This window comes from Paraburkholderia antibiotica (assembly GCF_012927125.1).
GTDB lineage: Bacteria > Pseudomonadota > Gammaproteobacteria > Burkholderiales > Burkholderiaceae > Paraburkholderia > Paraburkholderia antibiotica.
On the sequence record NZ_JABBFZ010000003.1, the window covers coordinates 329,043 to 349,979 of the forward strand.

Annotated in this window: 16 protein-coding genes; 6 read left to right on the forward strand and 10 right to left on the reverse strand. The window is 61.0% G+C overall.

Annotated features, from left to right (window positions below; translation table 11 throughout):
- Positions 1–85 precede the first annotated feature (85 nt).
- The 3 genes from HHL14_RS08340 to HHL14_RS08350 are packed head-to-tail and all read left to right on the forward strand — an operon-like array spanning position 86 to position 2,740.
- Complete coding sequence (locus tag HHL14_RS08340; protein WP_169497112.1) at positions 86–1,024, forward strand: NAD-dependent epimerase/dehydratase family protein; 939 nt, start codon at positions 86–88, stop codon at positions 1,022–1,024.
- A 13-nt stretch (positions 1,025–1,037) separates the two neighbouring features.
- Positions 1,038–2,321, forward strand: a complete 1,284-nt coding sequence (locus tag HHL14_RS08345; RefSeq protein WP_169497113.1) for an NAD(P)/FAD-dependent oxidoreductase — start codon at positions 1,038–1,040, stop codon at positions 2,319–2,321.
- Entirely contained in the window at positions 2,318–2,740 is a 423-nt protein-coding gene (locus tag HHL14_RS08350; protein WP_169497114.1) for a GtrA family protein, read from the forward strand. The genes HHL14_RS08345 and HHL14_RS08350 overlap by 4 nt, the downstream gene beginning before the upstream one ends.
- A 184-nt stretch (positions 2,741–2,924) precedes the next feature.
- Here HHL14_RS08350 and HHL14_RS08355 read toward each other — a convergent pair whose 3' ends face one another.
- The 10 genes from HHL14_RS08355 to HHL14_RS08400 form a co-directional block, all read right to left on the reverse strand.
- Entirely contained in the window at positions 2,925–4,385 is a 1,461-nt protein-coding gene (locus HHL14_RS08355; RefSeq protein WP_169497115.1) for a hypothetical protein, read from the reverse strand.
- A 308-nt stretch (positions 4,386–4,693) separates the two neighbouring features.
- On the reverse strand, positions 4,694–5,818 hold the full coding sequence (locus tag HHL14_RS08360) for a methyltransferase domain-containing protein (protein ID WP_169497116.1): 1,125 nt from the start codon (positions 5,816–5,818) through the stop codon (positions 4,694–4,696).
- Positions 5,819–6,104: 286 nt separating this feature from the next.
- Complete coding sequence (locus HHL14_RS08365; protein ID WP_169497117.1) at positions 6,105–6,983, reverse strand: hypothetical protein; 879 nt, start codon at positions 6,981–6,983, stop codon at positions 6,105–6,107.
- Positions 6,980–7,573, reverse strand: a complete 594-nt coding sequence (locus HHL14_RS08370) for a histidine phosphatase family protein (RefSeq protein WP_169497118.1) — start codon at positions 7,571–7,573, stop codon at positions 6,980–6,982. Before HHL14_RS08370 ends, HHL14_RS08365 begins: the two co-directional genes overlap by 4 nt.
- 15 nt (positions 7,574–7,588) lie before the next feature.
- Complete coding sequence (locus tag HHL14_RS08375) at positions 7,589–8,644, reverse strand: glycosyltransferase family protein (protein ID WP_169497119.1); 1,056 nt, start codon at positions 8,642–8,644, stop codon at positions 7,589–7,591.
- A 1-nt stretch (position 8,645) separates the two neighbouring features.
- A complete protein-coding gene (locus HHL14_RS08380) occupies positions 8,646–9,629 on the reverse strand; it encodes a glycosyltransferase family protein (RefSeq protein ID WP_169497120.1) in 984 nt (327 codons plus the stop codon).
- A 118-nt stretch (positions 9,630–9,747) separates the two neighbouring features.
- Positions 9,748–10,803 (reverse strand): glycosyltransferase family 4 protein, encoded by a 1,056-nt coding sequence (locus tag HHL14_RS08385; protein WP_169497121.1) that lies wholly within the window; start codon positions 10,801–10,803, stop codon positions 9,748–9,750.
- 2 nt (positions 10,804–10,805) lie between these two features.
- Entirely contained in the window at positions 10,806–13,280 is a 2,475-nt protein-coding gene (locus HHL14_RS08390) for a glycosyltransferase family 4 protein (RefSeq protein ID WP_230412956.1), read from the reverse strand.
- Between the two features lie 67 nt (positions 13,281–13,347).
- Complete coding sequence (locus HHL14_RS08395) at positions 13,348–15,393, reverse strand: glycosyltransferase family 2 protein (RefSeq protein ID WP_230412957.1); 2,046 nt, start codon at positions 15,391–15,393, stop codon at positions 13,348–13,350.
- Positions 15,394–15,709: 316 nt separating this feature from the next.
- A complete protein-coding gene (locus tag HHL14_RS08400; protein WP_169497271.1) occupies positions 15,710–16,678 on the reverse strand; it encodes a glycosyltransferase family 4 protein in 969 nt (322 codons plus the stop codon).
- 295 nt (positions 16,679–16,973) lie between these two features.
- On the opposite strand from HHL14_RS08400, the gene HHL14_RS08405 reads away from it, so the two are divergent.
- The 3 genes from HHL14_RS08405 to HHL14_RS08415 are packed head-to-tail and all read left to right on the forward strand — an operon-like array spanning position 16,974 to position 20,903.
- Positions 16,974–17,933: a UDP-glucose 4-epimerase family protein gene (locus tag HHL14_RS08405; protein ID WP_169497124.1), complete on the forward strand. Its 960-nt coding sequence runs from the start codon at positions 16,974–16,976 to the stop codon at positions 17,931–17,933.
- Positions 17,934–17,991: 58 nt separating this feature from the next.
- Entirely contained in the window at positions 17,992–19,011 is a 1,020-nt protein-coding gene (locus tag HHL14_RS08410; RefSeq protein ID WP_169497125.1) for an MraY family glycosyltransferase, read from the forward strand.
- A gap of 11 nt (positions 19,012–19,022) precedes the next feature.
- Positions 19,023–20,903 (forward strand): polysaccharide biosynthesis protein, encoded by a 1,881-nt coding sequence (locus HHL14_RS08415; protein WP_169497126.1) that lies wholly within the window; start codon positions 19,023–19,025, stop codon positions 20,901–20,903.
- Positions 20,904–20,937 lie beyond the last annotated feature (34 nt).

Consider the following 20,937-nt stretch of genomic DNA (forward strand, 5'->3'; position numbering starts at 1 on the left):
GCTTTCCGCACCCTTTACAATGACGGATTCGAGCTCGGTAGACCCTGGTTGCCGGCCTTTCGACGATTAGCTTAACGACAGATCAATGAACAATACACGCATCATTCTTCCCGGCGGCGCGGGTCTGGTTGGCCAAAACCTCGTCGCACGGCTCAAGCAGCGCGGCTACACGAATCTCGTGGTGCTCGACAAGCGTCGCTCCAATCTCGAGGTGCTGAGAAGCGTGCATCCGGACCTGACGATCGAGTACGCCGATCTCGCGGAACCGGGTGACTGGGTACGCCATTTCGACGGAGCGGAAGTCGTCGTGATGCTGCAGGCGCAGATCGGCGGCCCGACCATCGAGCCGTTTATCCGCAACAACATCACGTCGACCGAGTTGGTACTCGACGCGATCAAGCGTTACAACGTGCCCTATACCGTTCACATCAGCTCCTCCGTCGTGAATTCGGTGGCCAAGGATTTTTATACGGACACCAAACGGAAACAGGAAGAGATCGTGCTCGCGTCGGGCATCGAATGCGTGGTGCTGCGTCCCACGCTGATGTTCGGCTGGTTCGACAGAAAGCATCTGGGCTGGCTGTCGCGCTTCATGCAACGCGTGCCGGTGTTTCCGATTCCCGGCAGCGGCCGCTATATGCGTCAGCCGCTCTATGCGGGCGATTTTTGCAACGTGATCATCAGTTGCATCGAATCGCGCAAGAGCGGGGCGGCGTTCAATATCAGCGGCCTCGAGCAGGTCGACTATATCGACATCATCCGGCAGATCAAGCGGGCGACCCGCGCGCGCTGCGCGATCGTGCGTATTCCGTACGGACTGTTCTACGTGTTGCTGAAGATCTACGCGCTGTTCGACAAGAATCCGCCGTTTACCGCGGCGCAGCTGAAGGCGTTGACCGCGGGCGACGAGTTCGAAGTCATCGACTGGGAAGGTATTTTCGGCATCAAGGCCACGTCGTTCGCCAACGCCGTGGACGAAACCTTCAACGATCCGGTCTATAGCCAGATCGCGCTCGAATTCTGAACTGGACGTAAGTATGAGCAACGAAAAAATTGCGGTGCTGGGCGCGGGGCCGATGGGACTCGGCGTTGCGTATCAACTGGTGAAGGACGGCCGCAAACCGGTGATCTTCGAAGCGGACGACCGGGTCGGCGGGATGGCTGCGTGCTTCGACTTCGGCGGCTTGTCGATCGAACGCTACTACCATTTTCACGCGATCTCCGATCACGCTTTCTTCGAGGTGCTGAGCGAGCTAGGCATCGAAGACCAGCTGAAATGGGTCGAGACGAAGATGGGCTACTACTACCAGGGGCATGTGCAGGCGTGGGGCAATCCGATCGCGCTGCTCAAGTTCAAGGGCCTCAGCCTGAGCGCGAAAATCCGCTACGGCCTGCATGCTTTCCTGTCGACCAAGCGCAACGACTGGAAGCCGTTGGACCATGTGGAGGCGTCCGGCTGGATTCGCCGCTGGATCGGCGAGGAAGCGTGGGAAGTGCTGTGGCGCAAGCTGTTCGACTACAAGTTTTACGACTACGCGTACAACCTGTCGGCGGCATGGATCTGGAGCCGGATTCGCCGTATCGGCCGGTCTCGCTACGATCTGTTTCGCGAGAAGCTCGGCTATCTGGAGGGCGGCTCGGATACGCTGCTCGAAGGAATGCGGCGCTATATCGAGGCAAACGGCGGCGAATTCCGGCTGACGTCGCCGGCGCAGAAGGTCGTTATCGAGAATGGCGCGGTCACGGGTGTGCAGGTGAACGGAGAAATGCTGCCGTTCGACAAGGTCATCAGCACGATTCCGTTGCCGTATGTGCCGCGCGTCATGCCCGATTTGCCGGCCGATGTGGCGGCGGCGTTCCGCAGCGTCAAGAACGTGGCGGTTGTCTGCGTGATCGCGAAGCTGAAAAAGGCGGTGACCGAGAATTTCTGGCTGAACGTGAACGACCCGGAGATGGATATTCCGGGGATCGTCGAATACACCAATCTGCGGCCGCTCGACGAACACATCGTGTATGTCCCGTTCTATATGCCGGGCGAGCACGCGAAGTACCAGGAAGCGGACAGCGTATTCGTCGATAAGGTCAAACGCTATCTGATGCGGATCAATCCGGCGTTGACGGAGCAGGACTTCATCGAGGTCCGGGCGAGCCGTTATCGCTACGCGCAGCCGATTTGCGAGCCGGGCTTTCTGGATCGCCTGCCGCCTATCCAGTTGCCGGTGAAGGGGCTGCTCGTGGCCGATACGTCCTACTACTATCCGGAAGACCGCGGCATTTCGGAGAGTATCGGGCTCGCGCGCAAAATGGCGAAAATGGTATGACGACCGAATTACTGAGCGTCAAGCGGAAACGGGCGTCGCCGCAATTCCTGAAGTTTTTGCTGGCGGGAGGCGTGGCGGCCGCGGTGAATTTCGGCAGCCGCATTGTCTTCAATCACTGGATGCCGTTTTCGGCGGCGATCGTGGTCGCGTATATCGCCGGCATGATCACGGCGTTCGTGCTGACCAAGCTGTTCGTCTTCACGGATAGCGAGCGTCCGACGTGGCAGTCGGCGGTGTTCTTCACGCTCGTGAATATCGTTGCCGTGCTGCAGACATGGGCGGTCAGCGTGGTGCTCGCTTATTACGTGCTGCCATGGCTGAATGTGAGCTGGCATCCGAAAGAGATTGCTCACTTTGTCGGCGTGGTGGTGCCTGTTTTTACGAGTTATATCGGGCACAAGAAGCTGACTTTTAAGTAGCGGTCAGCGGGGGCGGCGGAACGATAAATAACACAATGAAAGTCGATGCGGCCGCCAGCGAATAATACCGATGGCGTTTGAGGCAACTACGCATTCAAATGCCTCAGGTTTTGCGGAAGACGATTGCCCTCACGAATTACCATGAGGAGCAGTCGTCTTTCATCGCCGATCTGAAGTGGCGTTTTTAATTGGCGAGAGACTTCAGGCTGCAGAACTTACCGCCAACGTAAGCGAAAGCCTGCAGGTTGCCGGGTCCGTTTTTCGCGAATCCATACCAGCCCGCATCAGCAGGTCCGTTAGTCTGCTTCGCGACGTCCTTTCTTTCCATTCCGGTGACGCCATAGCCTACCGTGTCGCCGTTTTCGTTAGTCAGAACGATGAGTGTCGCCGGCTGACGATATTGTTGCGCAATGGCCCAGCCGGTAGCGTTGCGGCCAATCGCGTCCGTGCCGGTATGCTCATGGAATCCAACACACAAGGAATCGTCGCGCAACTGACTGTCGTATTTGACGATGCCCGCATCGTGAAGCCATCCTGAAGCATAGGGGCCGATATCCATCGCCGCAGCGAATGAAGCCTGATTCAAAAATCGTTCATGCGCGGAGGGCGGAAACAACTTGGCAGCGAACTCGGGATGATCGAGGCCGATCTTCGCGCCGAGCACGGCAAGCTTCCAGTCATAGATGCTACCCCGAACAAAATGAGGCATGAGTTCGGTGTGACCTATCGTCACGAGTTGCAGCGGAAGCAACGCAGTCGCGAAAAGGGCTGTCGCTGTTGCGACAAGCACGCGCCGACGGGGCAGCACTTCAAGCAGTAGCGTCACGAGCAGCACGCAGCCCAGCAACGCAGGTGTCGTGTAGCGGCTGTCGTGCGCCGAATCGAACCCTATCATCCAGCGGCCGTGCGCAACACCAATGGCGGAAGCGATAATAAAGCCGTAACTCGCGATCAGAAACGACCGGTACGGAGTGATGGCCTTGGTCGCGAACAGCCACAAAACGACGACGGCGGCTATTGCAAACATTAGCAGCCCGAAGATGCCCGCTGCGAGATTTCCCAAGCCCAGATAGGTAGCCGGATTGCCGAGGAAGATGAAGAAATATCGTAGCGAAACCAGATGCGCGTGGGCCAACTCGGGCGGCACGGGCAGCAGATTAAGCCTGAGGCCGTGCAAATAAATAGCGGCAGCAATAGCTCCAATCAAACCCAGAGACAGAATTTCGCGTCGAGGCCTCTTGAGTAAGACGCCCTGAACCGCCATCACGAACAAGACCGCCAATCCATTCGCCATACTGAGAATAGACATCAGCGCGAATAACACTGCCATGGGAAGTCTGTGGCGATCGCTTCTGGAAAATCTGGCGAATCCGAGCATCGCGAAGAGATACACGGAAATAAACTGGCTTTGAAAACCGGATGTGAAATTCTCATACTGAAGCCACGAGAACATCAGGCCTATCGTCATGAAGCCGACAAACCAGCGATTTTCGCGAACGCCATTCTTGCAGTTTTCGTAGATCAGGGCTGCACATAGCAGGACCATCAGCACGAATACTGAAATGACGGAAAAGACGTTCAGCGCGCCAAAGATTTTGTAGTCGAACCAGAATAAAACACGGGAAAAAACGATGCGATGTTCCATCTGAGGGTCCCACCAGGCACGGTAACCCCCATCGTATAAAGCATGGATAAACCCGATATATGCGTCCCACTGATCTGCAAACGGGATAGCGGAAAAATAACGGATCGCTCCCAATAACGTGGTAACGACCATAAGGGCCGCGATGAGCATCGTCCAAACAGGCAATATCTTCCGCAATTTCCCCTCGACTCGCATATTTTTGAACGTGAAACGATAGCAAAGTCCCGAGGGGGCGTCTATTAGCCCATCACAGCGCTTGCCAGATGCATAGGGCGTGATCGCCGTTCGGCGTTACGCGGGTTGCGGTGTCATGCGGCGGAAGATGGCCGGATTGAGCGGCCCTCGCGCCATCCGAATTGCCGATAGTGAACCACGGGGTCCACGCCAGCTGCGGCAACGTCCGGGTTGGCCTCGAGATAGGCACTCGGATCAAAATCCGGCGGCATCGCGACTGGTTCGCTGGGATCCAGTTCGCTGTGCTGGCCACCCACGCGCGGCACGATCGGACTATCGCCATGGCCGGCGCGGAGTTCCTCGAGCTTGCGACGTGCTCGCCAGAACGGGACGCCAGGCGTCGCGTCGCGGGCCGATTGCGCCATTCGCGACCAGCTATTGGCAATATGTTCAGGGTCGCTTGAGCGCCGCATGACGACGGAAAACTCGAGGTCATTGACGAGCGTGTCGCTGAAATCTTCGCAGGCGAAGTCCAGCAGCCCCATCCTGCAAAGATCGGCGATGAGTCGTGCGAACGAGCGTGGCGTGAAGACCCAGCAATGTATGTCGTGATACGTGCCGTTCCTGAATGCGTCTTCCGCCAGTCCCAGCGCGGCTTCCCATGTGTGATGGCGTTTTGCCCAGCTCGGGTTAACCCGATTTTGCCATGCGTCTACGGCGGAGACTTCGACCGCGGCCAGGCAGCAATCCAGGATCGAGTAGGGCTGAGGGATACGAGCTCGGGCGATATAACTCGCGAGCACTTCGGGCAGGCGGCTTTCGCGGCGGAAATAGTCGAAGGTGTAGCGGCGGTCCGGGACCACGAGACGCACTTCACCGGTGGGCTTGAGGACGGATGCCAGTTCCTTGAGCCACGTCACCAGGTCGGGAACGTGTTCGACGACATGCGAGGCGACGACATAATCGACATACCGGCCCTTGACCGCTTGATGGAGGGTATTGCGTCCCCATACTGCGTCGACATTGACAATTTCATTGACGTTGAGGTTGGGGTCGTTCCTGTATTTCTCACGAAGGTGCGGTGTGTCCGTGTGGTCGACGTAAATGATTTCCCCGCCGTCGCTGCGTCGTACGAGTGGCCAACATAGCGGTCCTATTTCGATGCCGACGCTGTCCCTAATATTTAAGCCGCGTAGAAGGCGGTTACGCCGCTGATCTCGAACTGAAAGGACACCGTGGCCATCGACTTCATTCGTCATACTGCCTCCGTAAGATGAACTGGAATTCTTCGGTAGCGTGTTCGGAATAGGCGTTATGTTGTCCGTGGAAGAGCCAATAATTTAACGATTCGTTATTGGCTGGCCGCTTTGCGACGGCTCGTTTTATCGAACATGGTTGACAGAATATCTTACGCTTACGGCATTACAAAAATATTCTGTTTGTTCCCGAATGTGGGATTCAATGGCGCGATGGCTGCACGCAGCACGATACAGCGACTCTTCGATCAACTGCGCGCCGGACTGAGAGCATACGAGGCCGAACGACCTACCCCAAGCTCACGGGCTGCCCCGTATGAGGATGCGGCCGTGTCGCGTAGAAATCGAAGAAGTGCTTTTGCCACAAAGCACAGACCGTATCCATCTGTTCCACCAGCGCGGGCGAGAACGCCCCGGCGGCATCCGCTTCGTCGATTTTTCCGCGCATACGATCGAAGAGCAGCTTTTCGAAATCGTTGATGCAGTAATCGCGTACGTCGCTTGCGTCAAAGCGGTAGGCGGCGCGTGAGAGTTCAGGATGCAGCGACACGTAGGTGCTGAACAGCCGCTCGATGATGAACGGCAAAAACGGCGCGGGATCGGTATGCATCGTATCCGTCATCACCGCGAGCGCTGCCTCGTGCGACGGATTGGCTTCGAGAAAGTCCGCAATCGGCACCAGCGTACCGCCAACGTACTCGTCCCAGAACCGCCGCGAGCCAACCCAGAAGTTGCAGTACGCCAACGATGCAGGCCCGTGCCGCGGTGTATTCGCGATCGATATATCCACGCCGCTCGCATCGAGCAATGCCTGCGCGGCGCGGGTGAGTCCCGGGTGCGCGTGCTCGCCTTGCATCCAGACGTTATACGACCAGTACGCAAGTTGCGGAAACGGATTGATAAAGCAAATATCCGCATTCGCTTGCCGTTGCGCGAACTCGATAAACATAGCGCCGCTGATTTTCGACTTCAGCGTGAATTTAGGCGAGAAAAGGCCCGTGTAGTCGTGCCGCAGATGATCGCCGTTGCGATACATGTCGATCAGAATCTTGAACTCGCGCCATTCGGGGCGCGAATTGTCAGTGCGCACGAGCGGAAGAAATTCCGCGCAGTTGAGCGTTTGATCGCGCGAGTAGATCGGCTCGAAGATCGCAACGGTTTTGTTCATACGTGGCCAGCCCGCTCAAGGCAATAGCGATGCAGATCGGGACGCCACTTCAGATAAGTGAAGGACGCATTCGGGACCGTAAAGCTCGGATAGTGCGTCTCGATCGGCACGCCGAGCAGGTGTTGCAGAACGACGCTGATCGGGCCGCCGTGAGCTACCGCAACGAGCAGTCCCGCATCTTGCACCTGCGGACGTACTTCGGATTCGACCCATTGCTGCACGCGTTGCGCCATATCGAGGTGCGACTCGCCGTTTTCGTAACGGTTGCGGATGTCCCGGTTGAAGTCGGGAAAGGCGCGGTTGAAATCGGCTTCGAGCCACGATCCGTAGATGCCGGGATGGGTTTCGGCGAGACGCGCGTCGAACGTCATCGGCGTCGACTTCTCGAATAGCAATTCGGCGGTCTGACGCGCACGGGCCCACGGGCTGCAATAGATCTTCGAGGGCTGGAACGCAAAGCGTTCGAGTGTCGCGGCGAGGTTGACCGACTGCTTTTTACCCAGTTCGGTCAACCCGTCCTGGTCGGTTGAAATCAACAAGCCTTTTTCATTGGCGACCGATTGGCCGTGTCTGATCAACAAGAGGTCCATATTGGCATTTTCCGTTCAGGCAGGGCTCTCGCCGGTGATGAGTTCGAGGAAGGTTCTGGCCGGTGCGGCAAGGCCGAACCGTTCGTGCGTGTCGGCATGCGCGGCGGCTCGCAATGCATTACGCAGTTGCTGGTCCTGGTACAGCCGTTCCATCGCGCCGGCCCATTCTTCCGCCGCGTTATTGACCAGCAGGCCGGTCTTGCCGTCCGTGACCGCCTCTTCATAGACGGGAGAGCGCGAGTAGATACCCGGAATTCCCAGACTGCCGTAATCGATGTATTTGATGCAGGACTTGCAGCTATTGAAGAACAGTTCTTCGGGATCTTCGCGCCCGCCTAGCGGCACGATCGAGAACATATAACCCGCGTCGCGGATCGCGGCTTTGTACGCGGAGTTTTCCATGAAGCCCTTCGACACCAGGCGAGGAATACGCGACATCTCTGGAAAGCCGTCGCCCCAGAATTCGAGCGAAACGTCCGGATGCCGCTCCAGAAATTCGACGATGACCTTGAAAAACTCTTTTCTGAACTGAACGAGTTTGATGCCGTCGGTATTCGAGAACAGGATCTTCGGCGGTTGCGACTCGTGCCATGTGGACGGCGCCGAGGGCAGCGACTGATGATCGAAACCGTTCGGAATCACCACCACCGACGCCCTGATACGCCGCAGCTTGTTTTGCAGCGTCTCATTGGAGACGGTCGCAATCGACGCCTGGCGGATCAGCCAGGTGATGTTCGCCAGCAGGTCGTCGTTCAGATCCGTCACGCTGTACATCGGTAAATCGATGATCCAGTCGTCCATGTCGTAGATCGTGCGCAGGCCCAGGTCGTTGGCCATCCGCATCACGTCGGTCGCACGATTCGAACTGTGCTTGTTGAACAGCACCGCATCGAAACGCCGCAACTGTCCGACGGTGACTTCGTCTTCGACAATTTCTTCCCACTCGAGCATCCCGTTGTGCGCCATATAGCCCAGCAGCGGGCCAAAGCGGGCCGCGATCGAACGCGACATCAGTCTGTCGTGAGAGAGCGAGATTCGCTGTACAACCAGTAGGCGGGGAATCTTCGGCATTTCAGATACTTTCTTGTGCAAGCATTTCGGCGATCTGCGGGCCAATCGTCGATGCAGAATGACGTGCCATTACACGGGCATACGTTGCTGCGACTTTCTCATCGCGGTTGCTGTCACCGATTGCGCTGGTGATCGCGGACGCAATCGCGCTCGCCGAATTCGCTTCGGTGTACCACACGTCGTCGGCGAAATGTTCGCGTTGCCAGGGGCCATCGGTCATCACCAGGGGCTTCTGCATGATCGCGCCTTCGAGGCTCGATCGTCCGGGTGGATCGATGCTCGGCTCCACCATCACGCGGCAATTGGCGATGATCGAGCGAAGCAGGGCGCTGCAAGGCTGAATGAACGGCAGGAAGCTTATGCCGGGATGGGCCTCGGCCACGCATTGGCGATAGTACGCGTCGTCGCGCGTGCCGCCGACGAACAGGCCGTCCAGCCCGATTTCGTTCAGCGCGCGGATCGTCTGCAACTGATTCTTGATCGGTTCGACGAGCCCGAGGCAGAGCGCGAAGTCCGTGCTGTTCGACACAGTCGACATCAGATCCAGGTCGGGCTGAGCGAGGAAGCGGTTCGACACGCAGGTCGGCAATATCACCACCTTGTCCGTCGGCACCTGAACGTACTGCGTGAAATTATCGAATTCGGCTTGCGATTTGAAGAGCAGCTTGTGCGCGGTGCCGATGATGCCCTGGATGCGCTCGACTTCGCTGTTCGGAATGGGCTCGAGCCACCACACGTTCGGCCACAGAAAGATGCGCTTGTTTCTGTTCGCTGCCTCTCGCAGAATCGCGTGGCCGTCGGCATGCACCGAAAAATGAATAACGCCGTCGTAAAAGCTGAGCGGCCGGCTGCCGATGCCGTAGATGTCAGTATGGACGCCCGACGCCTTCAGGATTTCCGCAACCTGGACCAGTTCCGACTCGCCGCCACCGCTGACGGTAAAGGCGGTGCTATAGGTTGTCAGAAGGAATTTAAGGCCGGTCATACATTTCTCCCTGTGTTTCTCCGAGCCGTGCTCTGATCGACAGATCCGCTTCGCAAAACAGAAATCTGTCGGGCACTGGGCAATCGCGCTAGCGGGTGGCGCAAGATCCGTTGCCCGTCTATCCCCGCACAGCCTGCTGAAGCACGGTCTCCCAACGCGGCCAGCACGTCAGGTCCAGCAGCGCCCGCGCCCGCTCGAACGCCTTATGCGTCAACGTGCTCCAACCCGCCGCGTCGTTGCGCAACGCGATGATCTGTGCGGCGATCTGCTCCGGCGTTTGAGCGGTGCCGACCACCAGCCCCGCATCCGCCACCACCTCCGCGGCCGCATGACCGTCCCGCACGACCGCGGGAATGCCGCGATGCATGGCTTCCAGCGCGGGGATGCAGAAGCCCTCGTGACGGCTCATCGACAGCAGCATCGACGCCCGGTCGTAGCTCGACAGCAGGTCCGCGTCGTCGACCATGCCGGTGAAGTCGATCCGCGTCAGTACGCCGAGTTCGCGCGCGCTTTTGAGCAGAAACCGGGTGTAGTCGTAGTTCGGCATGCTGCCGACGATCGTCATCGTCGCGTCGAGTCCGCCTTCGGCGACTCGCGCGCAGACCTCGATCGCATCTTCGATCCGTTTGTGCGGCACGACGCGGCCAAGCACCAGCATATTGAAGGTGTCCGGCTCGCGGCGGGCCGCGCCGTTGCCGGCCAGGGTCGACAACGTATCGAACACCGGCGGAATCACGACGATGCTCGCAACGTCGACGTACGGTGCGAGATCCTGCGCGACGTGCTTCGAGTTCGCGACGATCACGTCGAAGCCGGCCAGTTGCGGCAATTGCGCGAGCGCGCGCTCGCACAGTTCGGCCGTGACCGGCTCGAACTCGCGCAGCAGCGCCGGATCGGTGACGCCGTGGTAGTAGCAGATTTTCCGGCAAGGCAGCGCGAGCAGCCGGTCGAGCAGCGGCGCGACGATCGAATAGCTGACGTACAGCAGATCCTGATCCGTCGCGTCGGCGAACAGCGTTTCGAGCGGCTGAACCTGCGCTACCGTCGCGTCGAAGTTCTGCGCATAGAGACGCGACTCCCAGCCGCCTTGCGCGGCCATCTCCGCCAGCCCGAGGCAGTGATTGCCGACGGCGTCGCCTTCAAAGATGTCCTGTGCACAGATCAGCAGTCTCATCGTTAGCTCGTCGTGTTGCGGATTTCATCGAGGCGCTGCGCGTACGCGCGTGCGACCGCCGCCATCGAATAATCCCGTTCGATGCGTTCGCGTCCCGCTTGCGCCACCCGCTCGCGCAGCGCCACGTCGCCGAACAGGCGGGCGATCTGGCTGGCGGCGAGATTTACGTCGGGATCGCACCAGTACTGGCCTTCATGGAACAGGTAGTCGCCCGCGCGCAGCGGCACCAGCTCGCCGTCGACGAGAAACGCCGTCTGCTCGTCGCAGAAGTCGACGTTGCCCGAGAAGTTGGTCGCGACCACCGGCTGACCCAGTGCCATCGCCTCGGCGATCACACGGCCGAAGCCCTCGCTGCGATGCAGCGAGATATATGCGTCGCAGCAGGCCATGAAATCGATCGTGTCCTGACGGTTCAGACGTTCGGAGACGATATGGATGCGCGAGTCGGCCGCGGCCAGCTCGAGCACCTGGCGCCAGGTCGGGTCGTCGTTGCGTACGTTCATCGCCTTGATGACGAGGCCGACGCCGGGCGTTTCCTGCGCAAACGCCTGCTTGAACGCCTGAATGCCCGCGACCGGGTTCTTGCGCGTGAGCCAGGAGTTGCCGTCGAACATCAGATAGAACAGGAAGTCGTTCTCGGGCAAGCCATAGCGGCGCCGGTCGATGGCCTGCGGAGTCGGAATCACGACGGCCATCGGCATGTGCCGCACCCGCGTGCGCCCGAGCCGCGCATACACCGCTTCCACGAAACGGCTTTGCGCCCAGATTTCGTCGACGAACTCATGCGTGCTCCCGAACGCGCTCGGCCAGTGAGGCAGTTCCCACGGCCATGCGCCGATCCGGTACGTGTCCATTTCGATCAGGCGGCGGCCGCCTTCGAGCGTGAGCCGCACCATTTCGGGCGGCGGCAGGCAGAACAGGCTCACCTGATACTGGAGGTCATCGCGCAGCAGATGGTTGACCGAGGTATCGATGCGCGGCGGTCCGCTCATTGGCGCGTTGATCAGCGCGACGTCGGTGTCGCCAAGCTGGAATGCCTGCGCGGCCATCCGCGCGTCTTCGCCGAGACCGAGTACGCCCTGGGGGAAGCCCACGATGTTCACGCCGAACGGGCGCTGCTGCCGGCTCGGCTGGCGCTTGCGTCTTTCGGCTGAGGCCCGCTCGCGGATTTCGGTTGGCACGACGCGCAGATGCCGTAGCCCCGGATATTCGAGCCGGCCAGACGTGTACCACCATCCGATCAATGCAAGCGCGCCCTGTTCGGTGTTGATATCGAACGATGCAGAGAGGTCCGGCCGGCTCTTGCTGAACAGAACCAGCAGCCGAGGCAATGCAAGTGCGCCGGTCGCCTGGTTTTCCGTTTGCAGCAAATCGTCGACGCTGTCTTGCAGCGTCCAATGCAGGCTCGGATATTCGTGATATCCGCCGCCGAACCACCATTGCATGGCATCGATCCGGCCGAGGAATGTGTCCAGATCGAAGAGCGCACGCAGGTCCGGCCGACTGCCGATCAGCGATGCCAGAAACTGCGGCGCACGAAAGAGGCCGCGTTTGTCGCCGTTGTCGAGTTCGTTCAGGCGATCGAAGATTTTCGCGGTCGACCAGTCGAGCCGTCGATACTCGCGCTTGCCGTGGCTATCCCACCACAGCAGCAGCCTGAAGCGGCCGCTGAAGCTGTTCAGGTCGAAACTGCCGCGCAGGTCCGGCCGGCTGTCGACAAGCGGTTTGATGAAGCGCGGCATGTCGATCAACATGCCGCTCTCGTCATCTTCGATTTCGTTGAGCTGAAGGATCGTGGACGCGGTTTGCCAGACGAGCCGCGGATACTCGAACTTGCCGTGCTCGTCCCACCAGATCAACGCGCCCAGGCGGCCGGTGAACGTCGTCATGTCCATCGCCGCGCTCAGGTCGGGACGGCTGCTGACGAGCAGATCGAGAAATGCCGGAACGTTGATCCGCGTGGCGTGTTGCTGTTCGCTGCCCAGTTCGTTGAGACCATCCCACACCGGATTGGGCGACCACGTCAGCCGCGGATATTCGAACTGGCCGTGCGTTTCCCACCAGCTCAACGCGGCGAGCTGCCCCGAAAACACATTGAGATCGATGTTGGCGCGTAGGTCCGCGCGCGAGTCGACCAGTAGCCGGATGAAGCGCGGCAGCCGCGCGCGGGTCGGCCCGATGGCCAGATCGTCCTGCAACAGCGCGGCAAACAACGCTTTTTCGTCGAGCATGTCCGGCGCGTTACCGGCCAGCCAGAAACCGATCGCGCCCGGCACCAGGGCGATCAACGCCGGCGCATCGAATTTGCGCAGATAAGCGACGTCCTGAGCACCGAGTACCCATTCGAAGTCAGGGTAGTCCCGCTCACCATAGGCCTTCCACCAGAAATACAGCGTGATCCGGCCTTCAACGGTTTGATGCTCGAACGGTGCGAGGTCCGAGCGGAACTTCAGCAGAAAGTAAATTGCGTTCGGCAACGCAAAGGGGACATTGGGTGACGGGTGTCGGCATTCCGCCGCCCATTCTTTAGTCTGGGGCATGGTTTTATTTAAATTTCGGAAGACGAGGGCTCATCGTCATCACGAATTCGGTCGAGTCGATGGACAGATTCGGCGAATAGAACGGATCGTTCCACAGCGCGTCGCCCCAACGTTTCTTGACGTAATCGATTTCTTCGACGAAGCGCGCCATCTTCTCGGGGGTATCTTCGTAACCACGAGACGCGGATTCGTGATGGTACAACTCCGCGAATGGCGTCCACACATTGCGGTAGCCGGCTTCGCGCACGCGCAGGCAGAAGTCGACGTCGTTGAAGGCGATGACGAGGTCTTCGTCGAGGCCATTCACTTCACGGAAAATGCTCGTGCGGATCACGAGGCAGGCTGCCGTCACTGCGCTCACGGCATTGCGCAGCACCGCGCGGGAGAAATAGCCTGGCGCATTGCGCGGCAGGTATTTGTGCCCGTGGCCGGCGAGGCCGCCCATGCCGAGAAACACGCCGGCATGCTGGACGGTGTCGTCGGGGTAGAGCAGTTTCGCGCCGACCGCGCCGACGTTGTCCTGCAAGGCAATCGACACGAGCTCGCTCAGCCACTCGGGGGTAATCACCTCGATGTCGTTGTTCAGCAGACAGACAAGTTCACACTGACTTGCCATGGCCACGCGGTTGTTCAGTGCCGAATAATTGAACGGCGAGTCGTCGCGGACCACGCGGATGCGCGCGTCGTTCTCGTAGCTTTTGAAAAGCTCGAAAGTTTCCGGCTTTTGCGAGCCGTTGTCGATGATCGTGATCAGGTAATTGCCGTACGTGGTGCGCTCACGGATGGAGTCGACGCACTGCTTGACGAGATCGGCGCCGTCGCGAGTCGGGATAATGATTTCGACGCTCGGTTCCTGCTTCGGCAGCGAGTAGATGATGCGCTGGTACATCACGGCGTCGTCTGCTGCCTGCACCTTCGCGGCGATGTTGCTGCGCTTCAGATGCTCGTCGATCGCGCGAGTCGCGGCAATGACCGCGTACGGTTTCGCGTCGGCGCTGGATGCCGTGCTCTCCGGCAACACACGCCAGTGATAGAGCACGCGCGGAATATGGTGGATGGCTTGCGGACCGGCCGCCTCCAGCACCCGCAGCGCGAGATCGTAGTCCTGCGAACCTTCGAGTCCTTCGCGAAAGCCGCCGATCTCCCGCAGCACCGACGTCCTGTACACGCCGAAGTGCGAGATCATGTTCTGGCTGAGGAACAGGTCGTAGTTGAAATCGCACTTGAAGTACGCGTCGTAGCGCTTGCCTTCGACCGTGATCTTGTCTTCGTCGCTATAGATCAGCGCGGCCTGCGGATGGTGCTGGATCAGCTCGGCCACGTAGTACAGCGCGAGCGGATGCAATTCGTCGTCGTGATCGAGCAGGCCGGTGAATTCGCCGGACACCAGATCGAGTGCGCTATTGGTCGCCGCGCTGATGTGGCCGTTGGTCGGACGATAGACGACCTTGATGCGCGGATCGCGCGCCGCGTATTCGTCGAGAATTTCCTTCACGTGGGGCTGCGTGGACTTGTCGTCGGCGATGCAGAATTCCCAGTTCGTGTACACCTGCGCGATGACCGAGTCGAGCGCCTTGCGCAGATATTCGGCCGGCGAGTTGTAAGTCGGCATCACGAGGCTGATCAGCGGCTGATGCTGCCACTCGCGGGCGGCTTCGGCGAGACTCGGATAGCGTTCCGGCGAGACCTCGTTGATGGCGATCCAGTTCTCGTAGGTGGCGGCCAGCGGCGTGCCGGGCGCCGCGACCGCGTCGGCCTGCGCAAGCGCGGCTTCGTCCGCTTCGCCGAACGGCAACGACGCTTCGTCGACGCTCAGCTCGAAGTCCTTCAACGAGAACGGCCCCGGAAACGCGAGCGGGTCGAAGCGTACCGCGCGCAGCGTCCACGGGAACGATATTGTCTGATCGACCTTGCCGTCGGCGTCCACGCGCAGCCACGTCGCGCCTTGCTCCGACATGCCGTCGCCCTTGTCGACATACAGCAGGCAAGGCGTTTTCGGCACCTTACCCGTGACGAGCGAAAACGACAGGTGCACGGTGCGTCCGCGCATGAGCTCCCAATTCACGATGCCGAATTGTGGATCGTTTGTCGTCGCATTCCATTGGTATTCGGAACCCGAAAGTGCTTCAACGTTATTGAGTGGTTGCAGTTCAAGTTTCATGTTGAATGTGGGCTCTGGCTATTTATCTAGGAAAAACGACATTGACGAAACGTGGACTGGACGTTGCGCGGCAATGCCGAACGGCACGGGGTGATGTCTGCTGACGCCTACTCCTCGCCGGTTACTGCGCTTGATGAATCAGTGCTCGTTCGGGCGGTTCAGATCCGCTCGGGTACCACGTACTTCGGTGAGCGAAGCACGCAATTCATTTGCTCGACAGCGACGCATAAATCTCTTTCAGCGGAGACAGCACGGCTTGCCAGCGCAGATCGCGTTCGCGCGCGGAGGCGGTGCGCTCGAGTGCCAGCGCGTCGCGAATCGACTGCGTGATGCTACCGGTGTCGTCGGGGTCGAGATAGGCAACCTTGTCCGAGAAGTACTCCTGCGTGGAGCCCACCCGCGTGACCGCGATCCGCGCGCCGGCCGCGTACGCTTCGAGCGCGGCGAGGCCGGGCGTTTCGAGCGTGCTCGGCAAACAGAATGCGTCGCACGCGGCATAGGCCGAGCGCAGCAGCGGTGAGTCGTGCGGCAGCGGGCCCAGATAGACGACCTGGTCGCCGCCTGTTTCGAGGCAGGTGCGTGCATAGGCGGGGTCGCGCTGATGGCCGATCAGCACGACCTTCAGGTCCGGCAGCGCTTTCATGGCCTGCATCAGCGCAAGCTGATTCTTGCGCGGCTCGATGTTGCCGACGTTGAGCACGAACGGCCCGCGAATATCGAAGTGTTCGCGAAAGAGCGTAGCCGGCACCGGCTCGTAAAACGCTTCCTCGACGCCGTTATAGACAGTTACAAATTTTGCACGTGGCAAGCCAAATACTTGCGCAAGCGTGTCGCATTCGATGTCCGAATTCGCCACCACACGATCGGCAAGCGAGAACTGATGACGGATTTCGTCGATGGGATAGAGGTGCTTCGTCGCCTCCGTGACCCACAGGCTGGACGAGACGACGAGTGGCAGGCCGAGTTGCCTGACGAAGTTGCAGAAGTGCACCGAGCCGCCCACGCACGAGAAGAAGTGCACGACGTCGTGTTCGAGAAAGCGCGGATTCCACAGGTCGAACAGATCGACCTCGATGCCGTGCGCAGGCAGATGTTTGCGATACGCGAGTAGCTGTATCTCCCCACCGCCGGGCGTATGGAACGCCATGGGATACGTTGCGAACAGCACTTTCATCATAGATGGCAGCTTATATCTTCGAACCTTCTCAACTCTCTGACTGCGCGGTCGCGCTTGCCATGAGGATTACCCGCTTACAATATGCGGCCTGAACTCATCGCGGCTCGCCGCCCTCGACTCTACAGATGCCGTATTGTACCGTGCTTCGTCTGCCGTTCCGCTGCCGTGTCGACCCTTGCCGCCGCTATACGGGCGACGGATTCGCGTTCGCCGGACCGGCGCGCGACAGGGGCGGGCGCTTGCCGATTCCGATGTCTGGATCGCCGTCGCAATCATCGCGGCAGGCAGGGACATGAGTCGAACGATCGTCGTCACCGGCGCCAACGGTTTCGTCGGCCAGGCCGTGTCCCGTGCGCTGCTGCGGCGCGGCGACCGCGTCGTCGGCGTGGTGCGCCGGGCGCAGAGCGGCGTCGAAGGCATGCAGGAATGGCTGCTCGACACCGAGGACTTCGCCGGCATCGAGCAGCGCTGGCCGGTCGCGCTGACCTGCGACGCGGTGGTCCATCTGGCCGCGCGCGTACACGTGATGCACGAGACCTTGACCGACCCGCTCGCCGCCTATCGCGCGACCAACGTCGAAGGCAGCTTGCGGGTCGCCGCCGCGGCGCGGCGCGCGGGCGCGCGGCGCTTCGTGTTCGTCAGCAGCATCAAGGCGGTGGGCGAGGCGAGTGCGCGGCAGCCCATCGCCGAAACCGATCCGCCCGCGCCGGCCGATCCCTACGGCATCTCAAAACTGGAAGCCGAGCGCGCGCTGTTCGACTACGGCCGCGAGTCGGGTCTCGAAGTCGTGGTCGTGCGTCCGCCGCTGGTCTACGGGCCGGGCGTGCGCGCGAACTTCCTGCAACTGATGAACGCGATCGCGAAGGGCATCCCGCTGCCGCTCGGCGCGGTCGCTGCGCGGCGCAGCCTCGTGTTCGTCGACAACCTCGCGGATGCCATCGTGCATTGCACGACCGATCCACGCGCGGCCGGCGAGACCTTTCACGTGACCGACGGCCGCGATCTCAGCGTGCCGGAACTCGTGCGTCTGCTGGCCACACAATTGCATGCCCCGGCCCGGCTGGTGCCGGTGCCGGCCGGCGTGCTGCGCGTCGCTGGCCGTCTGAGCGGCCGCTCCGCGCAGATCGAGCGGCTGATCGGCGAATTGCGGCTCGACAGTTCGCATATCCGCGAACGTCTCGGCTGGTATCCGCCGCACACGATCGAGCATGGCTTGCTCGAAACCGCCGCCTGGTATCGCGCCACGCATTGAGCGTCGCGCTTGCCTCGAACCCGCGTTGAATTTCGCCCTGAACTGAGCGCCCCATCGAATGCCTGCTTCGCACTCCGTCTCTTCCATCGTTCATCTGCTGCCGTGGGGCGTCGTCGCGCTCGTCGCGTGCGCGGCGATCCTGTGGGCGCTGCTTCGCACCGGGCTCGCCTGGCGTCTTGCCACCGACATCCCGAACGACCGCTCGCTGCACACGCGTCCGACGCCGCGCGTCGGCGGCTGGGGCATCGTGCCGGTCGCGCTGGTGCTGATCGCACTGGCGGCGCCCGCGTTGTGGCTGCCCGCGCTGGCCGCGGCGCTGCTTGCCGCGCTGTCGCAGATCGACGATCGACGCGGCCTGCCGGCGCGCGTGCGTTTCGGCGGCCACGCGGCGGCGGTCGCGGCGCTCATCGCCGTCTATCCGGCCGACGTGCCGTGGTGGGCGCTCGCGGGCATGGCGGTTTTACTCGTCTGGCTCGTCAATCTTTACAACTTCATGGACGGCTCGGACGGTCTGGCCGGCGGCATGGCGTTGTTCGGCTTCGGCGGCTACGCGGTGGCCGCGTCGATGTCGGCGCAGCCCGACCCGTCGCTCGCGGCGGCGAGCCTGATCGTTGCGGGCGCGGCGGCGGGCTTTCTGCTGTTCAACTTCCACCCGGCGCGGATCTTCCTCGGCGATGCCGGTTCGATCCCGCTCGGCTTTCTGGCCGGTGCGCTCGGCTACTGGGGCTGGCGCGAGGGCGTGTGGCCGGTGTGGTTTCCGGCGCTGTGCTTCGCGCCGTTCATCGGCGATGCGTCGGTCACCCTTCTTAAGCGTCTGCTGCGTGGCGAAAAATTTTGGCAGGCGCATCGCGAACACTACTATCAAAGACTGGTGCAGTCGGGTCTGGGCCACGCGTCGACCGCGTGGATTTGGTATTTGTTCATGACGGCGGGCATAATGCTTGCTATCTGGGCACTACAGTTCGCCCTCCTGTATCAATGGCTGGTTGTCGCCGCATGGGTCGTCGTGCTTGTTGTCGCGGGGCTGTGTATTGATTGCCGCTGGCGGCGCCATGTGTCCCGTTCCGGGCCAATCTGAGGTTCTGCGCAATGAAAACATTCAAAGCCAGGTGGCTTTCGTTCAGTGCGTTTGCGTTCGACCTGTGCGCGGTGGCCCTCGCGTGGATGTTGGCCTACGTGATCCGTTTCAATGGGCCGGTGCCCGGGCCGTTCTGGTCGAGCGGGCTGCATGCGCTCGTCTGGGTGCTGCTGATCTACGCGGTGATGTTTCGCAGCTACGGGCTTTATCGCGGCATGTGGGTATTCGCGAGCCTGCCCGATCTGGTGCGGATCGCGAAGGCGATTGGCGTCGGCGGGCTGGTCGTGATGATCGCCTCGGCGCTGCTGCAGCCGGCGCCGATCGTGCCGCGCTCGGTGCTGATCGTGTCGCCGATGCTGCTGTTTCTGACGATGGGCGGTTCGCGCGCACTGTATCGCGCGGCCAAGGAGTTCTATCGCTACGGCGGTCTCGTCGGTCAGGGCAAGCCGGTGCTCGTGCTCGGTGCGGGCAATGCGGGCGCGAATCTCGTGCGCGAACTGAAGCGCTCGGGTGAATGGCGCCTCGTCGGCCTGCTCGACGACGATCTGATCAAGCACGGCCGTGAAATCTACGGCTATCGCGTGCTCGGCGCGATCAGCGATCTGCAGAAAATCAGCGCGGACCTGAAGGTCGAACATGTGATCATCGCGGTGCCGTCGGCATCGGTTGAAGCGCACCGCCGCATCGCGACGCTGTGCGTGCGCGCCGGCGTACGCGCGATGACACTGCCCGCGCTCACCGCGCTGACGCAAGGTCAGGCGTTTCTGTCGCGGGTGCGCCAGATCGATCTCGAAGACCTGCTGGGCCGCGACCCGGTGACGATCGATACCGAACACGTCGCCGCGCTGCTGAAAAATCGCGTCGTGATGGTGACGGGCGCGGGCGGTTCGATCGGCTCGGAGTTGTGCCGGCAGATCCTGCGCTTTGGACCGGTGCAACTGGTCGCGTTCGACATCTCCGAATTCTCGATCTATCGTCTGAACGAAGAACTGCGCGACAAGTATCCGGAAGTGTCGGTGGTGCCGATCATCGGCGACGTGAAGGACTCGCTGCTGCTCGATCAGGTGATGGCGCGCTATTGCCCGCACATCGTGTTTCATGCGGCGGCGTACAAGCACGTGCCGCTGATGGAAGAGGTCAACACGTGGCAGGCGGTGCGCAACAACGTGCTCGGCACCTACCGCGTCGCGCGCGCGGCGATCCGCCATGACGTCGCGCATTTCGTGCTGATCTCGACCGACAAGGCCGTCAACCCGACCAACGTGATGGGCGCAAGCAAGCGGCTCGCCGAGATGGCCTGCTCGGCGCTGCAACACCAGGGCGCGCGGCGCACGCAGTTCGAAACCGTACGTTTCGGTAACGTGCTGGGCAGCGCCGGCAGCGTGATTCCGAAGTTCCAGGAGCAGATCGCGCGGGGCGGCCCGGTCACGGTCACGCATCCGGAGATCACGCGCTTCTTCATGACGATTCCGGAGGCGTCGCAGCTGGTGCTGCAGGCGTCGAGCATGGGGCGCGGCGGCGAGATTTTCATTCTCGACATGGGCAAGCCGGTGCGCATCGCCGATCTCGCGCACGATCTGATCCGCCTGTACGGCTTCACCGAAGAGCAGATTCGCGTGGTGTTCACGGGCCTGCGGCCCGGCGAGAAGCTCTACGAGGAACTGCTCGCCGACGACGAAACGACCACACGCACCCCGCATTCGAAGCTGCGTATCGCGCAGGCGCGCGAGGTGCCGGACAGCCTGATCGACAACCTGCTGCCGTGGCTGATGCAGCACCGCGTGCCGTCGGATGACGAAGTGCGGCGCGATCTGCGGCGCTGGGTGCCGGAGTATCTGCCGGCGAGTACGACGACGCTGCGCACGGTGACGTCGGCGACGAAGGTGTCGTAAGCACACAAGCCGTCCGATCGAGTATCGGCATCAA